Annotated in this window: 9 protein-coding genes; 4 read left to right on the forward strand and 5 right to left on the reverse strand. The window is 65.9% G+C overall.

Annotated elements, in window-relative coordinates; all coding sequences use genetic code 11:
- Position 1 precedes the first annotated feature (1 nt).
- The 4 genes from glgX to treY are packed head-to-tail and all read left to right on the forward strand — an operon-like array spanning position 2 to position 8,485.
- Entirely contained in the window at positions 2-2,137 is a 2,136-nt protein-coding gene (gene glgX / locus BN60_RS03415; RefSeq protein ID WP_020694587.1) for a glycogen debranching protein GlgX, read from the forward strand.
- Positions 2,134-3,900 (forward strand): malto-oligosyltrehalose trehalohydrolase, encoded by a 1,767-nt coding sequence (gene treZ / locus BN60_RS03420; protein ID WP_020694588.1) that lies wholly within the window; start codon positions 2,134-2,136, stop codon positions 3,898-3,900. The genes glgX and treZ overlap by 4 nt, the downstream gene beginning before the upstream one ends.
- Entirely contained in the window at positions 3,897-5,927 is a 2,031-nt protein-coding gene (gene malQ, locus BN60_RS03425) for a 4-alpha-glucanotransferase (protein ID WP_020694589.1), read from the forward strand. Before treZ ends, malQ begins: the two co-directional genes overlap by 4 nt.
- A complete protein-coding gene (gene treY / locus BN60_RS03430; RefSeq protein ID WP_020694590.1) occupies positions 5,924-8,485 on the forward strand; it encodes a malto-oligosyltrehalose synthase in 2,562 nt (853 codons plus the stop codon). Before malQ ends, treY begins: the two co-directional genes overlap by 4 nt.
- A gap of 268 nt (positions 8,486-8,753) precedes the next feature.
- Here the strand turns inward: treY and leuD are convergent, their stop codons facing one another.
- The 5 genes from leuD to BN60_RS03455 are packed head-to-tail and all read right to left on the reverse strand — an operon-like array spanning position 8,754 to position 13,246.
- The gene (gene leuD, locus BN60_RS03435) at positions 8,754-9,356 is read right to left on the reverse strand and encodes a 3-isopropylmalate dehydratase small subunit (protein ID WP_020694591.1); all 603 of its coding nucleotides are present in this window, start codon (positions 9,354-9,356) and stop codon (positions 8,754-8,756) included.
- Between the two features lie 11 nt (positions 9,357-9,367).
- Positions 9,368-10,774 carry a 3-isopropylmalate dehydratase large subunit gene (leuC, locus tag BN60_RS03440; protein WP_020694592.1) on the reverse strand — a complete coding sequence of 469 codons (1,407 nt, stop codon included), beginning with the start codon at positions 10,772-10,774 and terminating at the stop codon, positions 9,368-9,370.
- Positions 10,775-10,786: 12 nt separating this feature from the next.
- Positions 10,787-11,656: an isocitrate lyase/PEP mutase family protein gene (locus BN60_RS03445; protein ID WP_020694593.1), complete on the reverse strand. Its 870-nt coding sequence runs from the start codon at positions 11,654-11,656 to the stop codon at positions 10,787-10,789.
- An 11-nt stretch (positions 11,657-11,667) separates the two neighbouring features.
- Positions 11,668-12,468: a GntR family transcriptional regulator gene (locus tag BN60_RS03450; protein WP_020694594.1), complete on the reverse strand. Its 801-nt coding sequence runs from the start codon at positions 12,466-12,468 to the stop codon at positions 11,668-11,670.
- Positions 12,469-12,472: 4 nt separating this feature from the next.
- Positions 12,473-13,246, reverse strand: a complete 774-nt coding sequence (locus BN60_RS03455; protein WP_020694595.1) for an ABC transporter permease — start codon at positions 13,244-13,246, stop codon at positions 12,473-12,475.

The raw sequence follows: 13,246 nt of genomic DNA on the forward strand, positions 1-13,246 counted from the left end.
CATGGCATTGTCGTCGCCCTGGCCCGATCGACTGCTTCCCGGCGCACCCTGGCCCTTGGGGGCGACGTGGGACGGTCTGGGCATCAACTTCGCGGTGTTCTCCGCCCATGCCACGCGCCTGCAACTCTGCCTGTTTGATCCTTCGGGGCGGCGCGAGATCATGCGCTACGACCTACCGGAGTGCACCGACGAAGTCTGGCACGGCTACCTTCCTAATGCCCGAGCCGGGCTGATCTACGGCTTTCGCGCCCACGGTCCCTACGAACCGCAGGCCGGGCATCGTTTCAATCCGCATAAGCTTCTACTCGATCCCTATGCGCGACGGCTGCACGGCGAATGGCGCAATGCCGACGCGCTCTACGGCTACCGCATCAACTCTCCGCGTGCCGATCTCTCCTTCGATCGACGCGACAGCGCCCCCGGGGTCATGAAGGCGGTCGTCGCCGATGAGAGCTTTACCTGGGGCGACGACCGCCCGCCGGCGGTGCCATGGTCTGAGACGGTGATCTACGAGGCGCATGTTCGCGGCCTCAGCATGCTGCGCCACGACCTGCGGCCCAACCAGCGCGGGACCTTCGCTGCGCTCGGCGATCCTGTCTTCATTGATCATCTGCGTCGCCTGGGAGTCACCGCGATCGAGCTCCTGCCGATCCATGCCTTCGTGCAGGACCGTTCTCTGTTGCAAAAGGGGCTGCGGAACTACTGGGGCTACAACAGTATCGGCTTCTTTGCGCCGGAGCCGCGCTACCTGTCGGACGGCAGTGCCGACGAGCTGCGTATCGCCGTCCGTCGATTGCATGCGGCAGGCATCGAGCTGATCCTGGACGTCGTCTACAATCACACCGCCGAAGGCAGCGAGCTCGGGCCCACGCTTTCTTTTCGCGGCCTCGACAATGCGAGCTACTATCGCCTCAACCCCGACAATCCGCGGCATTGCATCAACGATACCGGCACCGGAAACACGCTGAACCTTTCGACACCGCGCGTGTTGCAGATGGTGATGGATTCGTTGCGCCACTGGGTAACGTCCTTCCATGTCGACGGCTTTCGCTTCGATCTCGGTGTTACGCTGGGGCGCGAAGCGCACGGCTTCGACCAGGGATCGGGTTTCTTCGATGCGATCCGGCAGGATCCGGTGCTGCAGAAGGTCAAGCTGATCTCTGAACCATGGGATATCGGGCCGGGTGGCTATCAGCTCGGCAACCACCCACCGGGCTTTGCCGAGTGGAACGACCGTTTTCGCGACGGGGTGCGTCGTTATTGGCGAGGCGATCCCGGGCAGCGCGCCGACTTCGCGGCGCGGCTGGCCGGCTCGGCTGATCTCTTCGACCGGCGGTGGCGCCGGCCGTGGGCGTCGATCAACTACGTCGCCTCACATGATGGTTTCACGCTCGCTGACACGGTGGCCTACGCCGAGCGTCACAACGAGGCCAACGGCGAGGACAATAACGATGGTCATGGCGAGAACTACTCTGCCAACTGGGGCGTCGAAGGCGCCACCCACGATCCATCGATCCTCGACATCCGCCAGCGGCTTCAGCGCGCCTTGCTGGCAACCCTCTTCGTGGCTCAAGGCACGCCGATGCTGCTGGGCGGCGACGAATTTGGCCGCACGCAAGCTGGCAACAACAACGCCTATTGTCAGGACAACGATGTTTCCTGGATCGACTGGTCGCCTCTCGAACGGGCGGACGGCAATGCGCTGATGGCCTTTGTCGCCCGCCTCGCGGCGCTGCGGCAGAGCCAACCGATCCTGCGGGCACCGATGTTTCTGCACGGTCAGGAGATGCCTGCCGATGGAGTGAGCGATATCGCCTGGTTCGATGCGTCCGGCGAGCTGGTTTCCAGCGATTCATGGAACGATGCGGAAGAGCGCCGGCTCGTGCTGCGCCTGGCACGGCAGAATGGCGACGACGCGGTGACGCTGCTTACGGCTTTCTTCAATTCCAGCGCCGAGGATCACAGCTTTCATCTGCCGCCACCGCATTGGCCGGCGCGAATCATCCTCGACAGCGCGCATCCCGATGCACCGGAGCGCGATCTCGCGGAGACCAAGGAAGGGATCGAAATTCTGGTCGCCTCGCGCAGTGTGGTGGTGGTGCTCGCGCGGCGGGATCGCTCGGTCGGGCAATCATGAACGGCCGCTACGGCCATGCGCTGCCCTTCGGTGCGACGCTGCTATCGCCCAGTCTTACACGTTTTCGGCTATGGGCGCCGGCGGCCAAGGACGTTCACGTCGAGATCGAAGGCATGACTCCAGCCTCTATGACCGCCACCGGCGGAGGTTGGTTCGAGGCGACCGTCCCGTGCGGAGCTGGGGCGAAATATCGCTTCCGGCTGGGCAATGGTCTTGCCGTGCCCGACCCGGCGGCGCGTGCCCAAGCGGAAGGCGTGCATGGTCCGAGCCTGGTCGTCGATCCCCGCGCCTACACATGGGAACATCGCGCGTGGAAGGGCCGGCCTTGGGAGGAGACCGTCCTCTATGAGCTGCATGCCGGCGCTTTCGGCGGCTTTGCCGGCGTCCGGGCGCGCTTGCCGGAGCTTGCCCGCCTCGGTGTGACGGCGATCGAGTTGATGCCGGTCAACGACTTTCCTGGCACGCGCAACTGGGGCTATGACGGCGTTCTGCCATTTGCGCCCGATCGTAGCTATGGCTCTCCAGACGATCTCAAGGCGCTGGTCGACGCGGCCCACGGGATGGGACTTATGATGTTCCTCGACGTGGTCTACAACCACTTCGGCCCCGACGGAAATTATCTCGCCGCCTACGCGCCAGGTTTCTTTCGCGACGACATCGCAACGCCTTGGGGCGCCGCCATCGATTTCCGTCGGCCCGAGGTCCGCCGCTTCTTCACGGAGAACGCGCTCTATTGGCTGCAGGAATATCGCTTCGATGGCCTGCGCTTCGATGCGGTACACGCCATTTCCGAGTCCGACTGGCTCGACGAGATGGCGGCCACGGTACGACGGACGGTCGAGTCGGGACGCCAGGTTCACCTTGTGCTGGAGCACGACGGCAACGTCGCCGATCATCTGCGTCGCGACTTCGATGGGCAATGGAACGACGATGCCCACCATGTGCTCCATGTCCTGCTGAGCGGCGAGAGCGACGGGTACTATGCCGACTATGCGGACCGGCCGGCAGCTCGGCTAGCGCGGGCCCTCGAACAGGGCTTCGTCTACCAGGGCGATGTCTCGGCCTATCGCAAGGGAGCGCGGCGTGGCACGCCCAGCGCCGATCTCGCGCCAACCTCGTTCGTGCTCTTTCTGCAGAACCACGACCAGATTGGCAATCGACCCTTCGGCGAGCGATTGACGACGCTCGCAGACCGTCATGCTCTGGAAGCCGCCATCGCGCTGCAGCTCCTTGCGCCGCAGATTCCGCTCATCTTCATGGGCGAGGAGACGGCAAGCGAATCGCCTTTTCTGTTCTTCACCGATCATCAACCCGAACTCGCAGACGCCGTTCGCGAGGGACGGCGGCGGGAATTTGCGGGTTTCCATGGCTTCGGCGCGGGGCAAAAGGCCGAGCTTCCCGATCCGAACAGCTTCTCGACGTTCGACCACAGTTGTCCTCGGCCTCAGGCAAGGTATGGTGAGGCACGTCTCGAGCTCTATCGTCGGCTTCTCGATCAGCGGTCGAGCGCGCTTGTGCCGCGATTGAAAGGAACGCGCGCGCTGGCGGCCGTCGCGGCGGGACCAGCCTCCGTGATCGCGCGTTGGCGGTTGGGCGATGGCGCGATACTCATGATCGCCACTAATCTCGGTCGCGACGATGCGACTTGCGAGCGCCTTCGAGGCAATCTTCTGTTCGAGTCCCGCAACGACGCGGCGGAAAGTCTTCGACGCGGCACACTGATGGCAGGATCGACCGTTGCGCTGCTGGAGCCGCCGTCGTGAGCGACGAGGCGGTGTTCGATCTCGCGCGCACTGCCGGTCTGGCCGTCGACTGGACGGACGCGTCGGGAGGCGCGCAGCACATCGATCTCGACGCCGCGCGCACCATTCTTGCTTCCCTTGGCTATCCTGCGACCACGCCGTCGGAAATTGCCGAGAGCCACCGGCGTCTGCAGGGAGCAAAGGAGGCGATTCCACCGCTCGTCAGTGTGACCGTGGGCGAAAAACTCGCCCTGCCGGCGAAGGCCAGGTCGGCAAATGGTATGGGCGAGTTGGTGCTCGAATCCGGTGAGGTCATGCCGGTGCGCTTCGCCGTCCGGGGGCAACGCACCGTCGGCCCGGTGATGGAACGGGTCGGTTACCACCGCCTGCGGCTTGCTGGTCGCGAAATAACCGTGGCGGTGGCGCCGCCGCGCTGCCTGACGCTGGCGCAATGCGGCGATGGCCGTCGCCTGTGGGGAATCTCCGCTCAGATCTACTCCCTGCGCCGGCGAGGTGATTGTGGCATCGGCGATGCGAGTGCGGTACGACAGCTGGCCCAAGCCGCAGCAGGGCAGGGCGCAGATGCGGTCGCGCTCAGCCCAGCCCACAGCCTGTTCGCCGCTGATCCGGGCCTCTACAGCCCCTATTCGCCATCCAGTAGGCTCTTCCTCAATCCCCTGCTGGCCGATCCTGCCGTCGTCTTTGGCGAGGAACGCGTCGCCCGACATCGTGTCGATGCCCACGATCTCGAGAGCGCCGCCTTGATCGACTGGCGCGCAGCCAGCTCGGCGAAGTTCGCGCTGTTCCGTCGCCTGTTTGATGACTTTGAAGTGCATGACATTGTGGCTGCGACCCCCCTCGCGGCCGACTTCATCCGCTTCGTCGAGGCCGGCGGCGAAACGCTCCAGAACCATGCAACATTCGAGGCGCTCCACGCCCAGTGGCGCGCCGCCACGCCACAGTGCAGCAACTGGCGTAGCTGGCCGGTGCAAGCGACCGACGAGCCAGGGGGGAGTGGGGCGCCTTCGACCCGCTACCACCTTTTTCAGCAATGGATCACCGCGCGATCCTTCGAGGCAGCACAGAGGGCGGCGACGGAAGCGGGCATGCGTGTTGGCCTGATCGCCGATCTCGCGATCGGCATGGATCCGCAGGGCAGCCACGCCTGGTCGCGGCAATCCGACCTCCTGCTTGGGCTGTCGATCGGCGCGCCGCCGGACGCCTTCAATCGGCTGGGCCAGAACTGGGGTCTGGTCGGCTTCTCTCCGCATGCGTTGGCCGCACGTGGCTTCGAGCCCTTTCTCGCAACGGTCCGGGCCGCAATGCGCTATGCCGGCGGCGTGCGCATCGACCATGTCATGGGGCTGCAGCGACTGTGGCTGATCCCCGACGGTGCGCCGCCAGCCCAGGGGGCCTATCTCACCTATCCGCTGGACGACTTGCTGAGGCTGCTGGCGCTCGAATCGCATCGCCACGGCGCCGTCGTCATCGGCGAGGACCTTGGCACCGTGCCGCCGGGCTTTCGCACGCGGCTGCGCAAGGCCGGCGTCGCCGGCATGGATGTGATGTGGTTCATGCGCACGCGTTCGGGCTTCCGTACCCCGGCCCGCTGGCGGCCGGACGCGGTGTCGATGACGACGACGCACGACCTGCCGACCGTGGCCGGCTGGTGGCGCGGTACCGACATCGAGGCTCGCCAAGAAGCTGGCCTGGCTCAGGAGGACGAGCAGGAAGGGCGTCGCCGCGATCGTCGCCGTCTGTGGCAGGCTTTCCGCCGCGCCGGCGTCACGTTCGAAACCACGGCCCCGCCCCCCGATGCGCCGGACACTGCCGTCGATGCAGCCCTTGGCTTCGTTGCAACCTCGCCGGCGCCACTGATGTTGGCTCCAGTCGAAGACCTGCTCGGTGTCAGCGACCAGCCCAACCTGCCGGGCACGATCGACCAGCATCCGAACTGGCGACGGCGTCTGGCGCCGCTGGCGGCGGATTTGATGCACCAGCCGCAGGTTAAGCGCCGGGCCGCATTGATTGGTCGGCATCGGACATGACGCCGCGCGCGACGCTGCGGCTGCAGTTCCATGGCGGCTTCACCTTCGCCGATGCTGCCAGGCATGTCGGCTTCTACGCAGCACTTGGAGTGAGCCATATCTATGCGTCGCCGCTCACGACGGCGCGGGCCGGCTCGACTCACGGCTACGATGTCATCGACCCGACGCGGATCAATCCCGAGCTGGGCGGCGAGGAAGGCTTGCGGTCCTTCGCTGCTTCGCTACGCCAGTCCGGCCTGGGGCTGATCCTCGATATCGTGCCCAATCACATGGCCGCCGATCCCTCCAATCCGTGGTGGCGCGATGTCCTGCTGCACGGTCGTGCGAGCCGCTACGCCTCGTGGTTCGATATCGACTGGGATGCGCCGTGGGCCGACGGCAAGCTGTTGCTGCCGATCTTGGGCAGGTCGCTTGACGAGGCAATCGCCGCGGGCGAGCTGAAGGTCGAGCGGGACGGGGAGGGCCGGCCGGCGCTGCGCTATGGCGCGCAGTTCTATCCCCTGACGACAGGCGATGCCGACGATCGGCTCGATCTGCGCACCCTGCGGGCACGGCAGCATTATCGCCCGGTTTTTTGGCGCGTCGCGGGGGATCGTCTCAACTGGCGGCGGTTTTTTGACATCAACGAACTCGTCTGCCTGCGCATGGAGGAGCCGTCCGCCTTCGAGGCGGTGCACGCCCTGCCGTTGCGTCTTTTTGCCGAGGGCATCGTCGACGGCCTGCGCATCGATCATGTCGATGGCCTGACCGATCCGGCTGGTTACTGCCGTACCCTGCGCATGCGGCTGCAATCGGTTGCAGCGGCCCATGATCGTCCGAATGCCTGGCTGGTGATCGAGAAGATTCTTCTCAAGGACGAGACCCTGTCGGCGGACTGGAACGTCGATGGCACCACGGGCTACGACTTCATGAACGATGTCAGCGCGCTCCAGCACGATGGCGGCCAGGCCGCCGGACTGGGTGAAGCCTGGGCAACGCTGAGCGGCCGACCGGCCAACTTCGAGGTGGAAGAGCGGTGGGCGCGGCGCGAGATCGTCGCTCGCAGCTTCTCGGCGCAGCTCGAAGCCTGTGCTTTTGCCTTCGAGGTGCTCCTCGCGCGCACCGTACCGCGACCGACGCTTCGTCGCTTGCTGACCGAGTTCTTGATCCATTTGCCGGTGTACCGGACCTATGCCGCACACGGTGCTTTGGCGCCGACCGATGCCGCCCTGCTGACGCAGGTCGGCAAAGCCGCGCATCGAAGCTGCCTCGCCACCGATCGCTGGGCGGTCGCCCCGTTGATCGCGTCCATGTGCATGCCCCCAACAGTGCCGGAGGACGTTCGGCTCTGGAACAGGGCAATGGCGCGTCTGCAGCAGCTCAGTGCGCCGATTGCCGCCAAGGCCGTCGAGGATACGGGCTTCTATCGTTTCGGCCGGCTGCTCTCGCGCAACGACGTGGGCTTCGATACGACGGTACTGGGTATCGAGCCGGCCGACTTCCATGCACGCGTCGCGGCGCGCCAAGCGACGTTTCCGCAGGCGATGCTGGCAACGGCGACGCACGATCACAAGCGCGGCGAGGATCTCCGCGCCCGTCTCGCGACGCTCAGCGAATGCGTGCCGGAATGGACGTCGCTGCTCGCACGCTGGCTTGCCTCGTGCAATGCGCTGCGTACGCAGGTCGGGGACGAGTTCGCGCCGAGCGCCGGCGACATCGCTATGCTGCTGCAGATGGTGGTGGGCGGCTGGCCGCTCGACCTTGATCCCGGCGACGTCGCAGGACGGGCTGCCTTTGCCGAGCGTCTGGTTCATTGGCAGGAAAAGGCGCTGCGTGAAGCCAAGCTCGAGTCCGACTGGGCCGACATCAACGTCGCGTACGAAGCGGCGGCGCAAACCTTCACGCGCCGCCTAGTGGCCGAGGCGGCCTTGCCCGAGATGCTGGGCGAGATCGTGGAGTTCATCCGCCGCATCGCACCGGCCGGCGCCATCAACGGCCTGGCACAGTGTCTGTTGAAATTCACGGTGCCGGGCGTGCCCGACCTCTATCAAGGCTGCGATCTCTGGGACTTCAGCTTCGTCGATCCTGATAATCGCCGGCCAGTCGATTTCGATCTGCGCGCTCGGGGCAGCAGGCTGGACGATCTTGCCGGGCTGGCCGCTTCCTGGCGCGATGGGCGGATCAAGCAGCATTTAGTCCGGCGCGCGCTCGCTCTGCGCCGGCAGATGCCCGAACTCTTCGCTGCAGGCGACTACACGCCGTTATGCATTGAGGGTGAAGGCGCCCGGTCGGCCATTGCCTTTCTGCGGCGCACCGAGCGGGACTGGATGCTGGTTGTTGCCCCGCGTCTGATGCTCGGCAAGCTGTCGCCCGATGGCGGGCTCGGCCTGTCGCCCGATGCCTGGAAAGGGCTCAGCTTAACGCTCGACGCCGCACCGCTAACCCTGGCGCTTTACGATTGGCTGGGTGGTGGGGTCGTGGAATTGCTGGACCGCCGCATCGACCTCGACCTGCTTTGCGGGACGCTTCCGCTGGCCCTGGTGTCGACGGTGGCGCCCGACCTTCCGCGTGACTGTTGAAAACAGACGCTGGCCAGATTTCCAGCGCCCGTGTAAGCCCTTCGCCACTCGCGGCGGCGTGGAATGCAGACACGCAGCTATACGCACGGGAGCCGGGGGAGGGCCCACGGAAGCGGGGGCAAGCCCAAGAGCGGATATCCGAAGACAGCGGCCATGACCTCACGGTGCGTAGGTAACTGAACATGGCCAGCCGGAGTGGCGACCGGCCCGCGAGGATTCTTCAGCACCGTTCGAGGCCAGCCGAGGGTCGGGCCACGCTTCGCTGGTCCTACAGCCAGCTCATCTCCTGCCGCTGCTTGGCCTCGAAGGCCGCGATCTCCTTCTCGTAGCCCAGCGTCAGGCTGACTTCGTCCTTGCCGTTCAGGAGGCAGTCCTTGCGAAAGGAATCGATCTCGAAGCGATCCGTCTTGCCGTCGGGCCCGACCACGGTTTGACTGGCAAGGTCGATCTTGATCCTGGCGCCGGGATGGGCGTGCAGAGCAGCGCGGAGTTCGGCCGCGCGCGGGGCAGGCAGCCGGATCGGTAGTGCGCCGTTCTGGAAGCAGTTGTTGAAGAAGATGTCGCCGAAGCTCGGTGCGATGAAGGCTTTAAGTCCATTGTCGACCATCACCGTGACGGCATTTTCGCGCGATGACCCGCAGGCGAAGTTGCGTTCCGCCACGACGATCCGGGCGCCTGCGAAAGCCGGCATGTTGGTGACGAACTCCGGCCGCGGCACGCGCTCGGGCGTATAGCGCAGGTCGTGGAAAAGCGCCTCGACCTGCGTGTCGCGTGGCCTGCCGAGAAAGCGCGCCGGGATGATCTGGTCGGTGTCGAGGTTGGGCTGGTCGATCGGGATCGCGACCGCATCGAGCGTCGTAAAGGGTTCCATGGTCATCCCTCCTAAGCCAGCAGCTTGCGCACGTCGGTGAAATGGCCCGATACGGCGGCCGCCACGGCCATCGCCGGACTTACGAGATGCGTGCGTACGCCCGGGCCCTGGCGGCCGATGAAGTTGCGGTTGGACGTCGAGGCGATGCGCTGGCCGGGCTTGCCTGTGTCGCCGTTCATGCCGACGCACATCGAGCAGCCCGGTTCGCGCCATTCGAAACCCGCCGCGCGGAAGATCTTGTCCAGCCCTTCTGCCTCGGCCTGCTTCTTCACCAGGCCGGAGCCGGCGACGACCCACGAGGGGATCACCGCCTTGCGGCCTTCGGCCACCTTCGCGGCGGCGCGAAGATCCTCGATGCGACTGTTGGTGCAGGAGCCGATGAAGACTCGATCGACCGGGACCTCTTCGAGCGGCGTGCCCGGAGTCAGGCCCATATAGTCGAGCGCGCGCTCCATGCTGTCTTTCTTGGCGGCATCGGGCGCGGTCGAGGGCTCGGGGATGCGCGCGGTGATCGGGAGCGCGTCTTCGGGGCTGGTGCCCCAGGTCACCATCGGCGTGATGGCGGCCGCGTCGAGGCTGACATCGCGGTCGAACGCGGCGCCTTCGTCGCTGGCGACGCCGCGCCAGAAGGCGACGGCCTTATCCCATTCCTTTCCCTTGGGCGCAAAGGGGCGTCCTTCGAGATAGGCGATGGTCTTGTCGTCCGGCGCCACCATGCCGGCCTTCGCGCCGGCCTCGATCGACATGTTGCAGACGGTGAGCCGTCCTTCGATCGACAGATCGCGTATGGCGCTGCCGGCATATTCCAGGACATGTCCGACGGCGCCCGCGGTGCCGATCTTGGCGATGATCGCCAGGATCACGTCCTTGGCGGTGATGCCGGCGCCCAGCGTGCCGTCGACGCTGACCCGCATCGCCTTGGGCTTGCGCTGCCAGAGGCATTGGGTGGCCATGACGTGCGCCACTTCCGACGAGCCGATGCCGAAGGCGAGCGCACCCAGTGCGCCGTGCGTCGAGGTGTGGGAGTCGCCACAGACGAGCGTAAGGCCGGGCTGGGTCACACCCTGCTCGGGCCCAACGACGTGTGCGATGCCCTGCCGTTCGTCGCCGAGATCGAACAGGGTGACGCCGCTCTCCGCCGTGTTGGTCCGGATCTGCTCGACCAGCTTGCGATGATTGGGATCGGCGATGTCCGCGATGGACCGGCTGTCGCTCCGCACATAATGGTCGGGCGTTGCAAACCCGCGATCGGGCCGGCGCAACTTCATCTTGCGTTCGCGCAGCCGGGCAAAGCCCGCCGCCGAACCGTCGTGCATGAGATGGCGATCAATGTAGAGCAGCGTATAGCCGTCGGGACGGTCGACGACGATGTGACGCTGCCAGATCTTCTCGAACATCGTTCGCGCTGCGGCGGCCATGGTACGAACTCCCTATTCCGCTGCGACTTTGATCGGATCGCGAAAGGCGGTGCGGCGCGCATCCCATTCGGCGGCGCCGAAGCGGGCGAATGTCTTGCCCGGCGAGCCGGTGACTGGCGGGAACTTGCCCTGCTTGAGGTCGCCCAGCAGCCGGTCGCAGGTCTGTATGATGCCGCCCAGCAACAGGCCGGGGACGATGGAGATGGCGTAGCCCATGCGCTCGGCGGTCTCGAGCTCGATCTCGGGCGTCTTGCCGCCGCGCACGATGTTGAGCAGGCACGGTCCCTTGACGCGCTTCGGCACCGCTTCGATCTCGGCCATGGTCTGCGGCGCTTCGACGAAAGCCACGTCGGCGCCGGCCGCAAGGGCTGCATTGGCACGCTCGACGGCTTCCTCGAGGCCTACTACGGCGCGTGAGTCCGTGCGGGCGATGATGCAGAAGTCCTTCGACTTGCGGGCAGCGGAAGCGGCGCGGATCTTGGCGATGAAGTCCTCGCGGCTCACCAGCTCCTTGTTGTCGAGATGGCCGCACTTCTTGGGAAACACCTGGTCTTCGATATGGATTGCGGCGACGCCTGCGCGCTCGAACTCCTGCACGGTGCGGAAGACGTTGAGCTCGTTGCCGAAGCCGGTGTCGCTGTCGCTGATCAGGGGAATGTCGATCGAGTTCACGATGCGGGAAGCGTTGCCCACCATCTCGCTCATGGTGATCAGGCCGTAGTCGGGATAGCCCAGCGTCGCCGAAGTGCCGGCGCCGGTCATGTAGGCGGCGGAGAAGCCGGCGTGGGCGATGGCGCGGCCGGTGATGCAGTCGATGGCGCCCGGCGCCACGATCATCTTCTTGGCTGCGAGCAGCGTACGAAATTTGGCGGCGTTGGACATGATCGTCTCCTTCACTTCCTGGCTTTTCTCGAAGATTGGGGCTTTGGCCGCAGCGAAAACGGCAGTGGCGCCATGCCGTCGCCCCGCACCTGCAGGCGGAGCTTCAGCCGGTCCGGAATGGCCAGCATCTTGACGTACTCGACGGCGCGGCCATGCTGGTCGAGCATCATGCTGCGCATCTCCAGCAGCGGTGCGCCGACCTTGATCTCGAGCCGGGAGGCCACCAGCGGATCGGCGAGCGTCGCCGACACGATCTTCTCACCGCCGCTGATATGGGCGCCGGCGCGGCCGAGAAGCTGGAACATCGGAATGCGGTTCAGCTCGCCGCGCGTGAAGGTCCGGCCCAGCGCCTCGGGAACGTAGCTGGTGAGGTACATGACGGGATCGGAATTCTGGCGGCGCACGCGAACGGCGCGCTGTACCGGCTTGTCGCGTGAGTCCCATAGATCGGCTTGCAGGAAGGATGGCGTCGGCACGTAGTCGAACTCCAGGACCGTCGCCACGGTCTCGGCGCCATAGGCCGCGATGTTCTCGATCGCCGAGGCGGCGGGCACGGCCAGAGGTTGGCCGAGCTGGCGCCGAACGATGGTGCGCCGGCCGGCGCCGCGCTCGATCAGGCCGGCGGCCTGCAGGCTGGTCATGGCGCGGCGCACGGTGATGCGCGACACGCTGAACATCTGGGTGAGCTGCTCTTCGGTAGGCAGCGGCTCGCCGACTCCATACCTTCCCGCCGATATCCCGTCGGCCAGGACGAGATAGATTTGGTGATGAAGCGGCGCGCCCATCTCGCGCTGGAGGGGAACGCGATCCATGGCGCTATTTTCCCGAAGTGTCCGGCGCCGCTCCGCGATGCAGGCGCTTGTCGATAGCGAGCAGGGCGGCGTTGGCCAGGATGGCGAAGGTCGAGATCAGGACGGCGATGGCCAGGATCGTCTTCACGTCGTGCAGGTCGATAGCCGTCATCAGCAGGAAGCCCAGACCGCGCTGCGAGGCGAAGAGCTCGCCGAGCATGGTGCCGAGGAGCGTCAGCGAGAAGCCGATCCGCAGGCCGGAGAAGATCTCCGGCAGGGTGGCGGGGACCAGGATATGCCAGCCGGTCTGCATCGGGGTAAGCCGCATGGCTCGGCCGGCGCGAAGATAGGTTCGGTTGACGTTGCGCACGGCATTCATGGTGAACAGCACCACCGGAATGATCCCGTGCAATGCGCCGAATGCGACCTTGGCCGGCATGCCCAGCCCGAAGAGCAGGAGGATCACCGGGTAGAGCGTGATCTTGGGGATCGAGTAGAGGCCCACGAGGATCGGCTCGGCGACTTCGCCGGTGAGCTTGTGACCGCCCAGGACAACGCCGATCAGGACGCCGCCCCCGCAGGCGATCGCCAGTGCCTGCAGGAAGGCGAGGCCGGTCTCCCTGAGGTGCGGCAGGAAACGGGCCTGGCCGATCATCTCCCAGAGATGGGCGAGCGTGGGCACGGGCGCAGTGACGGCGACGTCGCCTGCCATATGGTGCAGCACCTGCCACAAGGCGACCAGCGAGATCGCCACCAGGATGGGATCGCGCAGCGCGCGGAAGGAAAACATGCCAGCCAT

It is taken from the genome of Reyranella massiliensis 521, assembly GCF_000312425.1.
Classification (GTDB): domain Bacteria; phylum Pseudomonadota; class Alphaproteobacteria; order Reyranellales; family Reyranellaceae; genus Reyranella; species Reyranella massiliensis.